The 18,393-nt window shown below is 64.2% G+C and carries 17 protein-coding genes; 9 read left to right on the top strand and 8 right to left on the bottom strand.

What is annotated here, in order from left to right; all coding sequences use genetic code 11:
• Nucleotides 1-63 precede the first annotated feature (63 nt).
• The 4 genes from gpmI to CLM60_RS02980 are packed head-to-tail and all read left to right on the top strand — an operon-like array spanning nucleotide 64 to nucleotide 4,590.
• Nucleotides 64-1,584 carry a 2,3-bisphosphoglycerate-independent phosphoglycerate mutase gene (gpmI, locus tag CLM60_RS02995; protein WP_095587692.1) on the top strand — a complete coding sequence of 507 codons (1,521 nt, stop codon included), beginning with the start codon at nucleotides 64-66 and terminating at the stop codon, nucleotides 1,582-1,584.
• Nucleotides 1,581-2,711: a murein hydrolase activator EnvC family protein gene (locus tag CLM60_RS02990; protein WP_095587691.1), complete on the top strand. Its 1,131-nt coding sequence runs from the start codon at nucleotides 1,581-1,583 to the stop codon at nucleotides 2,709-2,711. The genes gpmI and CLM60_RS02990 overlap by 4 nt, the downstream gene beginning before the upstream one ends.
• A 7-nt stretch (nucleotides 2,712-2,718) precedes the next feature.
• Nucleotides 2,719-4,065, top strand: coding sequence for a S41 family peptidase (locus tag CLM60_RS02985; protein WP_095587690.1), 1,347 nt, complete (start codon nucleotides 2,719-2,721; stop codon nucleotides 4,063-4,065).
• A gap of 42 nt (nucleotides 4,066-4,107) precedes the next feature.
• Nucleotides 4,108-4,590, top strand: coding sequence for an RNA pyrophosphohydrolase (locus CLM60_RS02980; protein WP_095587997.1), 483 nt, complete (start codon nucleotides 4,108-4,110; stop codon nucleotides 4,588-4,590).
• 209 nt (nucleotides 4,591-4,799) lie between these two features.
• On the opposite strand, the gene CLM60_RS02975 is transcribed toward CLM60_RS02980, so the two are convergent.
• From CLM60_RS02975 to CLM60_RS02945, 7 genes are all read right to left on the bottom strand, one after another.
• The gene (locus CLM60_RS02975; protein WP_095587689.1) at nucleotides 4,800-6,128 is read right to left on the bottom strand and encodes a lytic murein transglycosylase; all 1,329 of its coding nucleotides are present in this window, start codon (nucleotides 6,126-6,128) and stop codon (nucleotides 4,800-4,802) included.
• A 105-nt stretch (nucleotides 6,129-6,233) separates the two neighbouring features.
• A complete protein-coding gene (rnr, locus tag CLM60_RS02970) occupies nucleotides 6,234-8,495 on the bottom strand; it encodes a ribonuclease R (protein WP_095587688.1) in 2,262 nt (753 codons plus the stop codon).
• 31 nt (nucleotides 8,496-8,526) lie between these two features.
• On the bottom strand, nucleotides 8,527-8,949 hold the full coding sequence (locus CLM60_RS02965) for a GNAT family N-acetyltransferase (RefSeq protein ID WP_095587996.1): 423 nt from the start codon (nucleotides 8,947-8,949) through the stop codon (nucleotides 8,527-8,529).
• 2 nt (nucleotides 8,950-8,951) lie between these two features.
• Nucleotides 8,952-10,100: a succinyl-diaminopimelate desuccinylase gene (gene dapE / locus CLM60_RS02960; protein ID WP_095587687.1), complete on the bottom strand. Its 1,149-nt coding sequence runs from the start codon at nucleotides 10,098-10,100 to the stop codon at nucleotides 8,952-8,954.
• 94 nt (nucleotides 10,101-10,194) lie between these two features.
• The gene (locus CLM60_RS02955) at nucleotides 10,195-10,620 is read right to left on the bottom strand and encodes a hypothetical protein (RefSeq protein WP_141246449.1); all 426 of its coding nucleotides are present in this window, start codon (nucleotides 10,618-10,620) and stop codon (nucleotides 10,195-10,197) included.
• A gap of 137 nt (nucleotides 10,621-10,757) precedes the next feature.
• Nucleotides 10,758-11,402: an HAD-IA family hydrolase gene (locus CLM60_RS02950; RefSeq protein WP_095587685.1), complete on the bottom strand. Its 645-nt coding sequence runs from the start codon at nucleotides 11,400-11,402 to the stop codon at nucleotides 10,758-10,760.
• Complete coding sequence (locus CLM60_RS02945) at nucleotides 11,399-11,737, bottom strand: hypothetical protein (RefSeq protein WP_095587684.1); 339 nt, start codon at nucleotides 11,735-11,737, stop codon at nucleotides 11,399-11,401. The genes CLM60_RS02950 and CLM60_RS02945 overlap by 4 nt, the downstream gene beginning before the upstream one ends.
• An 81-nt stretch (nucleotides 11,738-11,818) precedes the next feature.
• Between CLM60_RS02945 and CLM60_RS02940 the strand changes: the two genes are divergently transcribed.
• Nucleotides 11,819-12,868: a transporter substrate-binding domain-containing protein gene (locus CLM60_RS02940; RefSeq protein WP_095587683.1), complete on the top strand. Its 1,050-nt coding sequence runs from the start codon at nucleotides 11,819-11,821 to the stop codon at nucleotides 12,866-12,868.
• 69 nt (nucleotides 12,869-12,937) lie between these two features.
• Here CLM60_RS02940 and dapD read toward each other — a convergent pair whose 3' ends face one another.
• Entirely contained in the window at nucleotides 12,938-13,765 is an 828-nt protein-coding gene (gene dapD, locus CLM60_RS02935; protein ID WP_095587682.1) for a 2,3,4,5-tetrahydropyridine-2,6-dicarboxylate N-succinyltransferase, read from the bottom strand.
• 100 nt (nucleotides 13,766-13,865) lie between these two features.
• On the opposite strand from dapD, the gene CLM60_RS02930 reads away from it, so the two are divergent.
• The 4 genes from CLM60_RS02930 (at nucleotide 13,866) to CLM60_RS02915 (ending at nucleotide 18,298) form a co-directional block, all read left to right on the top strand.
• Nucleotides 13,866-14,696, top strand: coding sequence for an LOG family protein (locus CLM60_RS02930; RefSeq protein ID WP_095587681.1), 831 nt, complete (start codon nucleotides 13,866-13,868; stop codon nucleotides 14,694-14,696).
• An 80-nt stretch (nucleotides 14,697-14,776) separates the two neighbouring features.
• Nucleotides 14,777-15,580, top strand: coding sequence for a substrate-binding domain-containing protein (locus CLM60_RS02925; protein ID WP_095587680.1), 804 nt, complete (start codon nucleotides 14,777-14,779; stop codon nucleotides 15,578-15,580).
• Between the two features lie 156 nt (nucleotides 15,581-15,736).
• Nucleotides 15,737-17,620, top strand: coding sequence for a PhoX family protein (locus CLM60_RS02920; RefSeq protein ID WP_095587679.1), 1,884 nt, complete (start codon nucleotides 15,737-15,739; stop codon nucleotides 17,618-17,620).
• A 297-nt stretch (nucleotides 17,621-17,917) separates the two neighbouring features.
• Nucleotides 17,918-18,298, top strand: a complete 381-nt coding sequence (locus CLM60_RS02915) for a VOC family protein (protein WP_095587678.1) — start codon at nucleotides 17,918-17,920, stop codon at nucleotides 18,296-18,298.
• The last annotated feature ends 95 nt before the right edge of the window (nucleotides 18,299-18,393 follow it).

Here is an 18,393-nt window from a genome sequence, read left to right as displayed (position 1 = left end):
CGGATGGTTGTTCTTGGCCCGCGAGGCCCCTAGAAACATGGCAAAGCATCTCAGGGGCCGATCATGACCACACCCAAACCCGTTGTTCTTTGCATCCTGGATGGCTGGGGCCTCAGCGACGACACCACGGCGAATGCCCCCGCGCTGGCTGACACGCCGAATTTCGACCGGCTGATGTCGACCTGCCCGCATGCGACGCTGATCACACACGGTCCCGATGCCGGGTTGCCCAGCGGCCAGATGGGCAATTCCGAGGTCGGCCACACCAATATCGGCGCGGGACGCGTGGTGGCGATGGACCTGGGCCAGATCGACCTGTCGATCGAGGATGGATCGTTTTTCCAAAACGCCGCGCTGCTGGATTTCGCCGACAAGGTCGCGGCGGCGGGCGGCACCGCGCATCTGATGGCGCTGATTTCCGATGGCGGGGTGCATGGCCATATCAACCACGTGCTGGCGGCGGCGAAGCTGCTGACCGACAAGGGGCTGCCGGTGGCGATCCATGCGGTCACCGACGGGCGCGACGTGGCGCCGAAATCGTCGGACCGGTTTATTGCGGAATTGGTCTCTAACCTGACTGAAAACGCCAAGGTGGTGACGGTTTGCGGCCGCTATTACGCGATGGATCGCGACAATCGCTGGGAACGGGTCGGGCTTGCCTATCACGCGATGATCAACGGGCTGGGGGCCGAGGCCGCGACCGCAGAAGAGGCTGTTGCCAAAGCCTATGCCCGAGGCGAAACCGACGAGTTCATCGAGCCCACCGTCATCGACGAGGCGGACGGCGTGCGCGATGGCGACGGGTTTTTCTGCCTGAACTTCCGCGCCGACCGCGCGCGCGAAATACTGCGCGCCATCGGCGAGCCCGGCTTTGCCGAGTTCGAAACCGGCAAGCGCCCCAATCTTTCAGCGCTGCTGGGCATGGTCGAATATTCCGACGGCCACAACGCCTATATGACCACCTGCTTTCCGAAGAAGGCAATCGTCAACACCCTGGGCGAATGGGTCGCCAAGCACGGCCGGACCCAGTTCCGCCTGGCCGAGACCGAGAAGTATCCCCATGTCACCTTCTTCCTGAACGGCGGCAAGGAAACCCCCGAAAAGGGCGAAGATCGGTTCATGCCGAAATCGCCCAAGGTCGCGACCTATGACCTGCAGCCCGAGATGAGTGCGCCCGAGGTGACGGCGAAACTGGTCGAGGCGATTGCGGCGCAATACGACCTGATCGTGGTGAATTTCGCCAATCCCGACATGGTGGGCCATACCGGCGATCTGTCAGCGGCGATGAAGGCGTGCGAGGCCGTGGATCAGGGATTGGGACAGGCGCTGAAGGCGCTGGAACAGGTCGGCGGCGCAATGATCGTCACCGCCGATCACGGCAATTGCGAAACCATGATCGACCCCGAAACCGGCGGCCCGCATACCGCGCATACGCTGAACCCCGTGCCGGTCGCCCTGTTTGGCGGGCCGCAGGGGGCCACGCTGCGCACCGGGCGGCTGTCCGATTTGGCGCCGACGGTGCAGGATCTGATGGGGCTCGACCAACCGCCCGAGATGACGGGGCAGAGCCTGATCCGGAAATGATCCGCGCCCTTGCCTGTGCCGTTCTGCTGATGGCCCTGGCCGCGGGCGCCCGGGCCGAAAGCGATCCGGTCCGCGATGCCAAACGCGCGGCACAGGCGCTGGATCTTGCTGCGCTGGCCTTGCAACAGGCGGACAAGGCGCGGGATCGCATCGCCGCCCTGACCCAGACCGTGCAGGCGTACGAGGCCGGGCTTTCTGCCCTGCGCGACGGGATGCGGCGGGCGATCATTCGCGAACAGGCCTTGCAGAACGACCTGAATGCGCGCCGGGCCGACATCGCGCGCCTGACCGGGGTGATGCAGACCATGCAGCGGTCGCCGGAATCGCTGTTGCTGCTGCATCCATCGGGCCCGTTGGGTACCGCCCGGTCGGGCATGTTGCTGGCCGATATCGCGCCCGCCCTGCAGCAACAGGCCGACGTGCTGGCCCGCGATCTGAACGAGCTAGCGGTTCTGAGAACGCTCCAGCAAAGCGCGGTCGATACCGTGGCCCAGGGGTTGCACGGGGCACAGGCCGCGCGCATCGCACTGGCCCAGGCGGTGTCCGACCGGCGCGACCTGCCGCGCCGCTTCACCGCCGATCCCGACGCGATGCGCACCCTGCTGGAAAGCACCGACACGCTGGAAGGGTTCGCCGCCGGTCTGGCCGGGCTGAACCGCGAAACCACATCCGATCTGCCCCTGTTCGAAGCCCGCCACGGGGTGTTGCCGCTGCCGGTGCAGGGCACCGTGCTGCGCCGGTTCGACGAGGCCGACGCCGCCGGCATCCGCCGCCCCGGCCTGTTGATCGCGGCGCGGCCCCTGGCGCTGGTGACGACGCCCGCACCCGCGACGATCCGCTATCGCGGGCCGCTGCTGGACTACGGAAACGTGATGATCCTTGAGCCCGCGGGGGACTATCTTCTGGTTTTGGCGGGGATGGATCGGGTCTATGGTGAAGCCGGACAGGTGTTGCCCGCGGGCGCGCCAGTTGGCCTGATGGGGGGCAAAGACCCGAAAATCGAGGCATTTCTGGCCGACCCCGCAGAAGGTGGTGGTACAGATCGGACAGAAACGCTTTATATGGAACTCAGACAGGGCGGGACGCCCATAGACCCGGCCAGTTGGTTCGGACTGAACAAGGAATGACGACGCCATGAACAAGTTCGTGATGGCCGCGCTGGGCGGTACGGTTGCAGGGGCGCTTCTGACAACCCAGGTTGCCGGCCCGCTTCTGGCGCAAGAGGCAAGACGCCAAAGCTCGGTTTATGAACAGCTGGACCTGTTTGGCGACATCTTCGAACGGATCCGTGCGCAATATGTCGAAGAGGTCGACGAGGCCGAGCTGATCGAGGCCGCGATCAACGGCATGCTGACATCGCTGGACCCGCATTCCAGCTATCTGCCGCCCAAGGATTTCGATGACATGCAGGTTCAGACCCGCGGCGAATTCGGCGGGCTGGGGATCGAGGTCACGCAGGAAGAGGGTTTCGTCAAGGTCGTGTCGCCCATCGACGAGACCCCCGCCGACGAGGCCGGGATAGAGGCGGGCGATTTCATCACCCATGTGGATGGCGAAAGCGTGCTGGGTCTGACACTGGATGACGCGGTCGAGCTGATGCGCGGCCCCGTCGGGTCCGAGATCATCATCACTGTGGTGCGCGAAGGCATCGACGAGCCCTTCGACGTGACCATCGTGCGCGACACGATCAAGCTGACCGCCGTCCGCTCGCGCGTCGAGGGCGACACGGTGGTTCTGCGCGTGACGACCTTCAACGACCAGACCTACCCCAACCTGAAGGACGAGCTGGAAGAATCGGTCGAGGAACTGGGCGGCCTGGACAAGGTCAACGGCGTGGTGCTGGATCTGCGCAACAACCCCGGTGGCTTGCTGACCCAGGCGATCCGGGTTTCGGATGCCTTCCTGAACGCCGGCGAGATCGTGTCGACCCGTGGCCGCAACCCGCAGGACAGCGACCGCTATAACGCCACCGACGGCGACCTGACCAATGGCAAGCCGATGGTGGTGCTGATCAATGGAGGCTCCGCCTCGGCCTCGGAAATCGTGGCCGGTGCGCTTCAGGATCACCGCCGCGCCATCGTCGTGGGCACCAAGAGCTTCGGCAAGGGCTCGGTCCAGACGGTGATGCCGCTGAAGGGCGACGGCGCGATGCGCCTGACCACGGCGCGCTATTACACACCGTCCGGGCGGTCGATCCAGGCGCTGGGCGTGTCGCCCGATATCGTGGTCGACCAGCCGCCGCGCCGCCCCGAGACCGAGGAAGAGGACACCAACGGCTCGATCGCAGCCCGCAACCGGTCCGAGGCCGACCTGCGCGGCAGCCTGGATAATGACAGCCTGACCGAGGACGAGCGCCGCCAGATCGAAGAGGACCGTCAAAAGGCCGAAAACGCCGCCAAGCTGCGCGAGGACGATTATCAGCTGGCCTATGCCATCGATATCCTCAAGGGCCTGTCGGCGCTGGATACCGAAGATAACTGATCGCCACAGGAAACGGGCCGGCACAGCCGGTCCGCTATGCCCATGACACCCGACAAGATCGCCAAATTGCCCTATCGCCCCTGCGTCGGCGTGATGCTGATGAATGCCGATGGCCATGTCTTCGTGGGCCAACGCAAGGACAGCGAGGTCGCCGCCTGGCAGATGCCCCAGGGCGGGATTGACGCCGGAGAGGACCCCGAGGCCGCCGCCTTGCGCGAGCTGTGGGAAGAAACCGGCGTCACCGCCGATCTGGTGCGCATCACCGGCCGCACCGCCGACTGGCTGACCTATGACCTGCCCGATCATCTGGTCGGCAAGGTCTGGAAGGGCAAATATCGCGGCCAGAAACAGCTGTGGTTTCGCATGCAATTTCTGGGTCGCGACGACCAGATCGATATCGCGACCGATCACCCGGAGTTTTCCGAATGGGTCTGGCTGCCGCCGGATCAGCTGGTCGCCAATATCGTGCCGTTCAAACGCGACGTCTATGCCGCCGTGGTGGCCGAAATCGGGGCGCCGGGTTAGCCTCTCCCCCATTCTTCTTGGTGCAAATATCCCCGCCGGAGGCATGAAATCCCATGGCGGGACATCAAATTTATTGCCTCCGGCGGGGATATTTTAACCAAGAAGAAAGACTGTCATGGCCAGATGATCGGGCGGTACAGGCGGGGACGCCGATGACCGCCCAAGGAGAAAGCCCCCTGACCCGGATCGGGCAGGGGGCCGATTTCCGGTTATCGAGATTTCAGCAGCTTCAGCAGATCTTCCGACGGATAGCCGTCCGGGGTGACGCCTCGTGCCCGCTGAAAGGCCCGGATCGCGTTGATCGTGTTGGGGCCGATGATGCCGTCGATCTTGTCGTCCAGGAACCCGGCGCGGGTCAGGCGGCGCTGCATGTCCTTTCTGTCGTTGAACGAAAGCGGCTTATAGCCACGCGGCCAGCTGGCCTGGATCGCCGGGCCGCCGCGCAGGCGGTCGCTGAGATGGCCCACGCCGATCACATAGGCATCGGCCACGTTATAGCGTTCGATCACCGCGAAGTTCTTGAAGATCATGAAGGCCGCGCCCTGCGATCCCGCCGGCAGCAGGATCGACGCCGCGCCGTGATTGGGCACCGGCCGGCCATCCACCCCGCGCACGCCCAGCGCGGCCCAGTCCGACGGCATCTTCTGCGTCTTGCGGTTGGCCAGGCCATAGTTGAAGCCGCGCGGCAGCGTCACCTCGACCCCCCAGGGCTGGCCCTTGATCCAGCCGTGCCGCGCCAGATAGGCGGCGGTCGAGGCCAGCGCGTCGCTGGGATCGTCCGACCAGATGTCGCGTTTGCCATCACCGGTGAAATCGACCGCATAGGCCTGATAGCTGGACGGGATGAACTGCGTGTGCCCCATCGCCCCGGCCCAGGAGCCGGTCATGTTGCGGGGGGCCACATCGCCCGATTGCACGATCTTCAGCGCGTCGATCAGCTGTGCCTCGAAAAACTTGCCGCGCCGCCCGTCGAAGGCCAGCGTCGCCAGCGCCTCGATCACCGGGATGTCGCCGCGATATTCGCCATAGGCGCTTTCCAGCCCCCAGACGGCGGCCACGACATGTTTGTCGACGCCGTATCGGGCCTCGATCGCGTCCAGCTTGCGGCCGTGCTGGCGCAGCGCCTTGCGGCCGTTTTCGATCCGCGTGGGCGAGGCCGCGCTGTCCAGGTAATCCCAGATCTGCTTGGTGTATTCCGACTGGTTGCGGTCTTTCTTGATCACGTCGCTGTTGTAGCGCACGCCGCGAAACGCGGTGTCGAAGGTGCGCGCCGAAATCCCACGCGCCAACGCGCGGCCCCGGAACCCGTCGATCCAGCGGTCGAACGCGCCGTTCGATGTGGACATCTGCGCCTTGATCACCTGTGCCTGGCCCAGCTCGGCCGGGCGGCTTTCGGGGCGCTGGGCGCCGGTTCCGGCGGCGATTGTGGCAACTGCGGGCCGGGGTATGGGGCGGGGGAATATTTCAGCTGCGACTTGTGCTGCGCTGGCCGCAAACACCAATGCCGAGATCATAAGAACGGACGGTCCTGTACGCATGGTCTACCCGAATGCCTGTTTTTATTTGGCTTGAGTGTAACCCGCGCGCGCACGGTCGCAAAGCGGACTGTTGCGTTCTCTGCGGGGAATTGCCGGTCGCCGGGGTCATTTCCTGCGGCGGGTGACCTTGCGTTTCGTCTTGTCGGCCTTTTTCTTCGATTTGGTCGCCTTGCGCCGGACCGGTCCACGGCGGCTGGCCGATCGACCCCCGCGCGCGGGCATTTTCGAGTTTTCGATCGACAGCAGTTCCAGCATCAGCCCGCCGGTCACCGGCACGGCCTCGGCCAGGCGCACGGTCACCCGCTGGCCCATGCCGATTTCCACACCGCTGTCGGCACCCATCAGCGTCTGGCGGTCGCGGTCATAGTGGAAATACTCACTGCCCAGCTCGCGGATCGGGATCAGCCCGTCGGCGCCGGTTTCGTCCAGCTTCACGAAGACGCCGAATCGCGCGATGCCGGAAATCCGCCCGGCGAATTCATTGCCCACCCGGTCGGACAGATAGGCCGCAAGATAGCGGTCGGTCGTGTCGCGTTCGGCCGCCATCGAGCGCCGTTCGGTGTCCGATATCATCTGCGCGGTGTCTTCCAGCCGCTCGATATCCTCGGGGCTGAGGCCATCCTTGCCCCAGCCGTGTGCGGTGATCAGCGCGCGGTGCACGATCAGGTCGGCATAGCGCCGGATGGGCGAGGTGAAATGCGCGTAAGACCGCAGCGCCAGCCCGAAATGGCCGAAATTTTCCGGGGTGTAATAGGCCTGGGTCATCGACCGCAGGGTGCTCAGATTGATCAGCTCGGAAAACTCGGTCCCGCCGGCGGCGTCCAGCAGGCTGTTCAGGTGCTGTGTTTTCAGCACCTGCCCCTTGGCCAGGGTGAAGCCGCTGGCCTGGGCGACCTCGCGCAGGGCATCCAGCTTTTCGGGGCTGGGTTCCTCATGCACGCGGAACAGCAGCGGCCGGCGCATCTTGGTCAGTTCCTCGGCCGCGGCGACATTGGCCAGGATCATGAATTCCTCGATCAGGCGATGCGCGTCCAGACGGTCACGGAAATTGACTGACGCGACCTTGCCGTCCTCGGTCAGTTCGATCCGCCGCTCGGGCAGGTCCAGATCCAGCGGCTGGCGCTGCGCGCGGGCCTTTTTCGCGGCGGTATAGGCGGCGTAAAGCGGGCGCAACACGCCATCCAGCAGCGGGCCGGTCTTGTCGTTGGGCGTGCCGTCGATGGCGGCCTGAACCTCGGCATAGTTCAGCGAGGCGATGGATTTCATCAGCCCGCGCGTGAACCGGTGGCCGATCTTCTGGCCATGTGCGTCGAGTTTCAGCCGCACCGCCATACAGGCGCGCGGCACCCCCTCGTGCAGCGAGCACAGGTCACCCGACAGCCGGTCGGGCAGCATCGGCACGACCCGGTCGGGGAAATAGGTGGAATTGCCGCGCTTGCGCGCCTCGCGGTCCAGGGCGGAACCGGGGGTCACGTAATGGGCGACATCGGCAATGGCGACCCAGACGATGAAACCGCCCGCGTTTTTCGGATCGTCATCGGGCATCGCGCAGCAGGCGTCGTCATGGTCGCGCGCATCCGCCGGGTCGATGGTGATCAGCGGCAGCGGGCGCAGATCCTCGCGGTTGCCCAGACCGGCGGGCTTGGCGCGGTCGGCCTCTGTGATCACCGCATCGGGGAAATCGTCGGGGATGCCGTGCTGGTGGATCGCGATCAGGCTGACGGCGCGGGGCGCGGTCGGGTCGCCCAGCCGGTCGGTGATGCGCGCGCGCGGCAGGCCCAGCCGGTTGCGGGGGCCGGATTGTTCGGCCTCGACCAGCTCGCCATCCTTGGCGCCGTGGGTCGCGCCCTCGGGCACCTGCCATTCCTTGTCGACGCCCTTGTCGATGGGCTTGATCCGCCCGCCTTCGGCCGATTTGCGGAAGATGCCCAGGATGCGCTGCGGGTTGGTGCCGATCTTGCGGATCAGGCGCGCCTCGTACTGATGATCGTCGGCGCGAACCTCGGTCAGGCGGCCCAGGATGCGGTGGCCTTCGGCCAGCGCCGGGTCGCTGTCGCGGGGGCGCAGCAGCACGCGCGGCTCTGGCCCCTCGCCATGCCATTCCAGCGGCTTGGCATAAAGATCGCCATCGGCATCGGGCGCCAGCACTTGCAGCACCGTCACCGGGGGCAGCTTGTCGGGATCGCGATAGGTCTTGCGCCGTTTTTCCAGATGGCCCTCGGCCTCCAGCTCTTTCAGGATGCGCTTCAGGTCGATGCGCGCAGCCCCCTTGATCCCGAACGCCTTGGCGATGTCGCGCTTTGCGGTCTGGGTGGGGTTGGCGGTGATCCAGTCGAGGATCTGGTCCTTGGTGGGCAAGCTGCTCATGCCTTGGGCCTAGCACGCGCGCCCTGCGGCGTCATTCGGAAAAGCGCAGGATCATGTCGCGATGCGGAATACCGGCATCCAGATATTCAGGGCCAAAGGCGGTGAAGCCCAGCTTTTCATAAAAGCCCATCGCGTGGGTCTGCGCCCCCAGCTTGGCCGCCGTGACGCCCGGCTGGTCGCGCAGCACCTGCAACGCCGCCCGGATCAGCGCCGCGCCCAGCCCGGTGCCGCGTTGGTCGGCCAGCACGCAGACGCGGCCAATCTTGCCCGTGTCGCCGGCTGCGAACAGCCGCGCGGTGCCCACGGGGCGGCCATCCAGCGTGGCCAGCAGATGCAGCGCCTCGGGGTCGCGGCCGTCGATCTCTTCGGCCTCGGACACGCCCTGTTCGTCGATGAAAACCGCCCGGCGCAGGGCAAGGCAGGTGTCCAGATCGTCGGTCAGGGCGATCTGCACGGTCACGCGAAATAGCCCTGAAGGATGCGCAGATAGATCGCCTTCAGCCGTTCGATCTGGTCGACGGGGACGTGTTCATCGACCTGATGCATGGTCTTGCCCACCAGCCCGAATTCCACCACCGGGCAGTGATCCTTGACGAAACGCGCATCCGATGTCCCGCCCGAGGTCGACAGTTCCGGCGCGATGTTGGTTTCCAGCTGCACCGATTGCGCCACCAGATCGCTGAACGGCCCCGGTGCGGTCAGGAAGCTGTCGCCCGAGACCTTGACCCGCATTGCGATCTCGATCCCGGTTTCGGCGGCCACGGTGTCGGCCTGTTCGCGCAGCCAGGCGGTCAGGCTGTCGCCGCTGTGGCTGTCGTTGAAGCGGATATTGACCGTGGCGCGGCATTCGGCGGGGATCACGTTATTGGCGGGGTTGCCGGTGTCGAAGGTGGTGACCGCCAGGGTGGAGGGATCGAAATGGTCGGTGCCCTGGTCCAGCTCGGCGCTGGCCAGCCGGTCGACCAGTCGTGCCAGCGCGGGCACCGGATTCTTCGCCCGATGCGGATAGGCCGAATGCCCCTGAACGCCCGTGGCGGTGAAATAGGCGGTCATCGAGCCGCGCCGCCCGATCTTCATCATCTCGCCCATGGTGTTGGGGCAGGTCGGTTCGCCCACCAGACAGACCGACATCGCCTCGCCCCGGTCCCGCATCCAGTCCAGCAGCGCAACGGTGCCGTCGGTGGCATCGCCTTCCTCGTCCCCGGTGATGGTCAGGATGACCGCGCCATCGGGCGGGGTCTGGGTGACGAAATCGATCGCGGCGGCGGCAAAGGCGGCAACGCCCGATTTCATGTCGGTCGCCCCGCGCCCCCACAGGTAGCCATCGCGCAGCTCGGCCCCGAACGGGTCCACCGTCCATGCGGCGGCATCGCCCACGGGCACCACATCGGTATGGCCGTTGAACCCAAAGCTGCGCGCATGTCCCTTTGCGCCCCAGCGCGCAAACAGGTTCGGCGTGCCGGCGCGATCCACGCGGGTACAGATGAACCCCGCGCTTTCCAGCAATCCCTGCAACAGCACCAGCGCGCCGCCTTCCTCGGGGGTCACCGAAGGGCAACGGATCAGATCGGCGGTCAGTTTTACGGGATCGGTAACAAGGGTCACGCCTGCGCTCCTGCGGTGTCGGATACCGCAGCGTTACAATCCGCGCGAGGCGATTTCAATGCGCGGCCGGGATTTGCGCCCGGCCGCAGGCTGGTTACTTGGCCACGCGGTCGGCCAGGCTGCTGGCGGAATGCGATTTCGACTTCAGGTTCGAGCTCGAGCTGGAACTGGCGGTGCTTTCCTTGCGCCCGGTCACCTGGTTCACGCCCTTCATGCGGGCGGCGTCCCTGGCGCGCTGTTTCTTCAGCTCTTCCAGCTGTGCCATATGGGCATCCTCGGGCTCCCACCCGAAGAACATCATGATCTGGGTCCACAGACCCGGCTTTTCCTGCTTGATCTTGATGGTCTTGTCGGCGCCAACCCGGCTGCCGGTCGAGGCCGACCGGATCGTCTTGGGCTGTTTGTCGCCCATCGAGAATTTGCTTTTCAGGTCCAGCTCGTCCCAGTTCACCTGCGACAGGCCAATGCCGCCCATCGCAACCAGAATCACGCAGATCAATACGATACGAATTGCTTTCATCGTTATTCCCCCAGTACTCCGCCGGCCGGCCCATTGGGGTTGGCCGCCGCTCACTACCCTCAGTTGCACTCAAAAAGGCCCGAAAACCGGGGCACAAATGGGGCGAACTTGAGGTATTGCCAAGAATAATGGCGCGGTCAGCCGGGGAATGGGGCCAGTTTGGCAACAATGTCCGGCAGGTCGGCAACCCGGGCACAGCGCGCATCGGCCTGGTCCAGCTCTGTGGGCGGGCCATAGCCCCAGTCGACCCCGATGCAGCGCATGCCAACGGCGCGGGCGGCGTCGATATCATGGTGCCGATCGCCCACCATCAGACAGTCCGCGGCGTCCAGCCCCAGCTGTTGCAGCGCATGGGCCAGCAACGCGCCCTTGTCGTTGCGGGTGCCGTCCAGTTCCGGGCCGAACTGTTGGTCCAGAAACCGGTCCAGCCCGAAATGCGCGGTGATCCGGCGGGCATAGACATGCGGCTTCGCGGTGGCCAGATGCAGGGTGCGTCCGGCATCGCGCAGCGCCGCAAGCGCGGTTTCGATACCGTCATAGGGGGTGTTTTCCAGCAGCCCGACCGTGCTGTAGCGTTCGCGATAAAGCACCAGCGCCGCCTGCGGATCGGGCGCACCCAGCCGGGCGAAACTGTCGATCAGCGCGGGGCCGATCGCCCAATCCAGACTGTCGGGCGCGCGGGTGGGCAGGCCCAGCCGTTCCAGCGCATGGTTGATGCAGGCGGCGATCCCGGCCCTGGGATCTGTCAGCGTACCGTCAAGATCCAGGAAAACCGTGGTCATGGCGCGTCATCCTCGCCAAAGAACGGGGTCATCTGCGCCACGATCACCGCGTTTTCCGCCAGCGCGCGTTCCATCAGCGCAACCTCGTCATCGCCAATCTCGTGGCCCTCGGCGCGGCGGTCTTCCAGCGTGCCATAGCCGGTCACTTCCAGCGGTGCCAGATCGGCCTGTTTCAGCACCGCGACGGTTTCGCGCACCGCCTCGGCCTCGTCCACGCCGCTGGCAAAGCACATCAACGCAGCCCCTGTTGCCCCGTCCGGCAGGCCATCGTCCGCCTTTCGGCCCACCTGGACCACCAAAGTGAAGACACGTTGCCTGCTTTCCCGCTTTGCCATGTCACATCCTGTTTTTGTTCTGGCCTCATCTGTGTCAGAAACGTTAGACGCGTTCCAGACGGGAATCCGAAGAAGAGTATCATGATCCGCCCGATTGTCCTTTTGTCCGCAACCCTGTTGCTGAACCTGTTCGCCACACTGGCCCCGGCGCAGACGCTGGAATTCGCCACGGTCGACCGGCCCCCCTTTGCCTTTCCGCAGGGCGACAAGATGGCTGGGTTCAGCATCGATCTGATGGACCGCCTGGCCGAGGATCTGGGCCGCGAGGTGCGCTATACCGAAAGCCCGAATTTCTCGCATATGCTGGGACGTGTCATCAATGGCGACGCGGATGGGGCCATCGCCAATATCTCGATCACCGCCGAGCGCGAGGTGGTCATGGATTTCTCGTTGCCGATCTATGAAAGCGGTTTGCAGATCATGGTCGCGGGCGAGCGTGGAGCCAGCTTCCGCACCCAGTTCTTCAAACCCGAGATCGCGCTTTGGATCCTGGCGGCGATCGGCATCCTGTTTGCCAGCGGCATGTTGATGTGGGTGTTCGAACGCCGCGCGCAGCCCTATTTCGAACGCCCCGCCCGCGAGGCGATCTTCCCCTCGTTCTGGTGGGCGCTGAACCTGGTGGTGAATGGCGGGTTCGAGGAACGCCAGCCCAGATCCCCGATGGGCCGTGTTCTGGGCGTTCTTCTGGTGATTTCGAGCCTGTTTCTGGTGTCGTTCTTCGTGGCGCGCATCACCACCGCGATGACGGTCAGCGCGCTGATTTCCAACGTCAACGGGCTGAGCGATCTGGACACGCGCCGTGTCGGTAGCGTCGAAAATTCGACTGCGTCGGTCTTTCTGGCATCGCGGGATATCCGGCACGACACCTATCCCGGATTTGCCGAACTGGTCGCCGAGTTCGAGAGCGGCGGCATCGACGCGGTGGTCTTCGACGGCCCGGTTCTGAAATACTATATCTCGCAGCGTTCCGACGATAAGGCCTATCTGGTCGACCGGGTGTTCCGCAAAGAGGATTACGGCATCGTCCTGCCCGCGGGCAGCGACCTGCGCGAGCCGATCAACCAGGCGATCCTGAAAATGCGCGAAAACGGCAGCTATGACCGGATCGTGCGCAAATGGTTCGGGGAATGATTGCGGCGGGCGCCCAAACGCAAAGGGGCGTCCGAACCGGACGCCCCCTGTAACGGATGTCTGTCGCGATCAGTCGCGCAGAAGCTCGTTGATCCCTGTTTTCGAGCGGGTCTTTTCATCCACCCGCTTCACGATCACCGCGCAATACAGATTGATGTTGTTCTTGGTGGGCATCGACCCGGCGACAACCACCGAATAGGGCGGCACCTCGCCATACATGACCTCGCCGGTTTCGCGGTCGACGATCTTGGTCGACTGGCCGATGAAGACCCCCATCCCCAGGACCGAGCCTTCGCGGACGATGCAGCCCTCGACCACCTCGGACCGGGCGCCGATGAAGCAGTTGTCTTCGATGATCGTCGGGCCCGCCTGCATCGGTTCCAGCACGCCGCCGATGCCGACGCCGCCCGACAGGTGGACGTTCTTGCCGATCTGGGCGCAGCTGCCCACGGTGGCCCAGGTGTCGACCATCGTGCCCTCGTCGACATAGGCGCCCAGGTTCACGAAGCTGGGCATCAGGACCACGCCCGGCGCGATGAATGCCGATTTGCGCACCACCGCGTTCGGCACCGCGCGGAACCCGGCGGCTTTCCACTGGTTGTCGCCCCAGCCCTTGAACTTGCTGTCGACCTTGTCCCACCAGCCGGACCCCTGCGGGCCACCTTCCTGCTGTTCCATGTCCTTGATGCGAAAGCCCAGCAGAACCGCCTTTTTCGCCCACTGGTTCACATGCCAGTCGCCGCTGTCCAGCTTCTCGGCCACGCGCAGGCTGCCACTGTCCAGCGCGTTCAGCGTATCTTCGATCGCCTCGCGGGTTTCGCCGGTGGTGGCGGGGGTGATGGTGTCGCGCGCCTCCCAGGCGGTTTCGATGGCGGCTTCGAGCTGGGCGTTGGACATGTTTCCCTCGGGTTTGTGTATGTTATGGCTGGCGCGCAGGCTATAGACGCAACCGGCGGCTTGCGCAATGTTGGCGGTTCAGGATGAAAGGTACGCGTGCATGAAAGACGACCACAAGCGGGTGTTTCCCGATGCCCATCAGGATATCGAAACCACGCGCGAGATCCCCGATACGCCACAGACCCGCGCCCCGGCCTATCGGCTGGCCTTCAACGACAATGACTTCCTGTGCCGGGACGAGCTGCGCCCGGTGCGGCTGCAGCTGGAGCTGCTGAAGCCCGAGCTGCTGATGAGCGAATACGGCATCGAAAGCACCATCGTTCTTTTCGGCGGCGCGCGTATTCCCGAACCGGCCAAGCGTGACACGGCGCGCACCGAAACCTTGGCCGGGCTGTCGAAATATTACGACCAGGCGCGGGAATTCGCGCGGCTGATGACGCTGAAAAGCCTGGAAACCGGCGGGCGCGAGAATGTCATCGTCAGCGGTGGCGGCCCCGGCGTGATGGAGGCCGGAAACCGCGGCGCCGCCGATGCGGGCGGCGTGTCGATCGGGCTGAACATCGTGTTGCCGCATGAGCAGGCGCCCAATGAATACGTGACGCCGGACCTGTGCTTCAATTTCCACTATTTCGGCATCCGCAAGATGCATTTCCTGATGCGCGCCAATGCGATCACCGTCTTTCCCGGCGGGTTCGGCACGCTGGACGAGATGTTCGAATCCCTGACCCTTATCCAGACCGAACGAATGAAGCCGGTGCCGTTCCTGCTGTTCGGCAAGGAATTCTGGGAACGGATCATCAACTGGGACGCGCTGGCCGATGCGGGCACGATCTCGGCCAATGACCTGGACCTGTTCCGCTATGTCGAAACTGCTGAAGAGGCGGTCGAGATCATCGAAAACTGGGACTACGACGCTTTCACGCAGTCGTGACGACGCGCCGGGGATGAAAGCGCCCATCGCTGCGTCTTCTGGAACGCGCAATCCGCGCGATCCAGAACCGGAGAGATGACATGCGACTGAACCCCCTGTTGCCCGCGCTGGCCCTGCTGGCGGCAACCGCCACCGCCATGGCCCAGCAATCCACGCTGTACGATCCCGCGATCACCCACGCGCCTGCCGATGGCATCGTGAAGCTCTATGGTGCCGGGGGGCCGCACACGGCCTTTCAAAAGGTCGCCGATGTCTGGCAGCAGAAAACCGGCCACAAGGTCGAGGTGATCGCCGGGCCGGAACACAAATGGTCGCCCATGGCGCAGGCGGATGCCGATATCCTGTGGGGGACATCGGAACAGTCGATGACCGCGTTCCTGGAAACCTACAAGACCTTTGCCAGCGAACAGGTCGAACCGATCTATATCCGCCCCGCGATCATCGCGGTGAAACAGGGCAACCCAAAGGGCATCGCGGGTTTCGACGACCTGCTGGCGCCGGGCATGCGGATTGTCGTGACCGAGGGCGCGGGGGTCTACAACACCTCGGGCACCGGCGTGTGGGAGGATGTCGCCGGCCGGCTGGGCCGCTTGTCGGATGTCGCGGCGTTTCGCAAGAATATCGTCACCTATGCCAAGGGATCGGGCGCCAGCTATCGCGCGTTCCTGTCCGAAGACGCGGATGCCTGGATCACCTGGCCGAACTGGCCGGTCAGCAAATCCGATGACCTGCAACAGGTCGACCTGACCCCGGAGCGCACGGTCTGGCGCGACGTGAACGTGGCGCTGTCACCGATGGCGGACCCGATGGCGCAGGATTTCCTGGACTTCCTGATCAGCGACGAGGCGCAGGCGCTGATGAAGACCGAGGGCTGGGTGCGCTAGGCCGCGCAAAGGCGGGTGATCTGCAGAAATCCGCGACCGATGGTGCGGCTGTCGCGAAACTGTCACAGCCGTTACCTTATATCGCCGGTATCCGCAGCGGACCGGATCCCGGATTCGGTCCCCACTCAGCGAAATCACCAGCTAGGAAAGCAGATCATGACCGACACATCCCTTATCGACATGTCCTGGGACGAATTCGACGAACACCGCGACCCCCGCCCGGCCGACAACCAGTTCGACGCGGTGGTGTCGCGTGCGATCTCGCGCCGGGGCCTTCTGGGCGGCGCGCTGGCCTTCGGTTCGGGCGCGGCGGTGTTCGGGACGGGTCTGTTTTCCACCACCACCGCGTCCCGCGCGGCCGGGCATGGCGCCTTTGCGTTCGAGCCCATCGGCATCGCCACGGATCACCAGATCCACGTGCCCGCAGGCTATCGCGCCAAGGTGCTTGTGCGCTGGGGCGATCCGCTGTGGTCGGAAGCCCAGGGCGCCTATTCGCCGGAAACCGGTGTGCCGGTCGCGATGTCGGACAAGGTATTCGGCGAGAATACCGACGGGATGGAGCTGTTCGAGATCGACGGCAAGGAAGTGATCGCCGTCAATTCCGAATATGTGAACCCCAAGATCAACCTGCCCGCCGCATCTGAAGGCATGCCGCAGAATGCCGACGAGGTTCTGCTGCTGAAGAACCTGCAAGGTGTCACCGTGATGGAAGTGGCCGACAATGGCGATGGCTATCAGGTGGTGATCGACAGCCCGCTGAACCGCCGTATCACCCATGAAACCGAGATGACGCTGGCCGGTCCTCTGGCCGGGCATGACCTGGTCAAGACCAAGGCCGATCCGGCGGGCATGACGGTCAAGGGCACCATGAACAATTGCGGTTCGGGCAAGACGCTTTGGGGCACCTATCTGACCTGCGAAGAGAATTTCAACGGCTATTTCGGCGCCACGGGCGAGATGCCCGCGGGCGAGGGGTACAGCCGCTATGGCATCGGTGGCGAGGGCCGCTATGCCTATGAGAAATTCGATCCGCGCTATGACATCTCGAATGAGCCCAACGAGCCGCACCGCCACGGCTTCATCACCGAGATCGACCCGGCCGATCCGGCCTCGACCCCGGTGAAGCGCACCGCGCTGGGCCGGATCAAGCACGAAAACGCCGAGATGGTTCAGGCCAGCGATGGCCGCGTCGTGGTCTATATGGGCGACGATGAACGGGGCGAGTACCTGTACAAATATGTGTCGAACGGCACCTGGACCGAAGGCGGCGCGACCGAAGGGCTGCTGGACGATGGCACCCTTTACGCGGCCCGGTTCAATGACGACCAGACCGGCGAATGGCTGGCCCTGACCCCAGAAACCACCGGGATGGACGCGGCCGAGATCCTGTGTTTCACCCGCATGGCGGCCTCGGCCGTGGGGGCCACGACGATGGACCGCCCCGAATGGGTCGCGGCCAACCCGCTGAAACCCGAGGCCTATTGCGCGCTGACCAACAACAAGAACCGTGGCGTCAAGCCGAATGCCGGTGGCGACGACACCGCCGTCAACGGTCCCAACCCGCGCGAGACCAACAATTACGGTCAGATCGTGCGCTGGACCCCTGCCGGGGGCAACCACGCCGCTGACGCGTTCGACTGGGATCTTTACGTGATGGCGGGCAACCCGACGGTCTATGACAACCAGTACGCCGGGTCGGCCAATATCAACGAGGGCAACATGTTCAACTCGCCCGACGGGATGGCGTTCTCGTCCGACGGGATGCTGTGGATCCAGACCGATGGCGATGACGACAACGACGGCGAATTCGCGGGCATGGGTAACAACCAGATGCTGGTGGGCGACCCCGAAACCGGCGAGATCGCGCGCTTCATGACCGTCCCGAATGGGGCCGAGGTGACGGGCCTGTGCTGGTCGGCGGACAAGAAAGTGGCCTTTGTCGGCGTCCAGCACCCGGGCGGCGCATGGCCCGACGGCACGGGCAAACCGCGTTCGGCCATCGTCGCCGTCTGGCGCGAGGATGGCGTCGCGATCGGCTGAGCCCGATCAATCGGAAAAGAGGCACGGCGCTGGGCATCCCGGCGCCGTGTTTTTTTGTGGAAGGGGGACGATTGTGTGCAAAGATTGCCCCGGCCCGCCGCCGCCATCGCGTGATCTAGCGGGTTCCATGTTTGTCATGATGGTTGGGGGGAGTGGCCGGTTTGAGCCCAAACTCACGGTTTCTGCATGCCTACTGAATGTCGGCTATCGTGCACAGCGCGGTTGACTTGCAAAACTAAAACTGGCAGGCACAGGGAGAACAAAAATGGAACAAATTGCTCTTTTGGAGGTACCGTTTTGGCTCGCAAAGCAACTATCAGCATTGATGTATCTGACATGTCCACAGCCTTGAAGTTTTATGTTGAGGCATTGGGCTGCAAATTTAAGAAAAAGTACTCGGATGATTGGCAGGTTATCTCCGTTGGAACGCTCGATCTCCACATCCAAGAGAAAGCCGCAGGCACCATCGGCGCAGCCGATGAAAAACGTCACTACCAGCGTCATTGGACACCGGTTCATCTTGACTTCATAGTAGATGACATTGATCCGGTTTGTGCAGAAGTTGAAAAGTACGGCGGCTCGGTTGAAAAGAAAACCTACTCAGAGGTCGCAGACCTTGCAAATTGTGCTGATCCGTTCGGAAACGGATTTGATCTTATTCGGGAAAACCTGGAATAGGTACGCGAAGAAGCCTCGGAGAGCGCAAAGTTCGCCCGTCGGGGTATCGCCAAGCCGCCATTGGCGCAACCGCAGCGAATTGGCGCTTAGTCCGC

This window comes from Actibacterium ureilyticum (genome assembly GCF_002285435.1).
GTDB classification, from domain to species: domain Bacteria; phylum Pseudomonadota; class Alphaproteobacteria; order Rhodobacterales; family Rhodobacteraceae; genus Actibacterium_C; species Actibacterium_C ureilyticum.
This window is presented reverse-complemented; position numbering and strand designations above follow the sequence as displayed.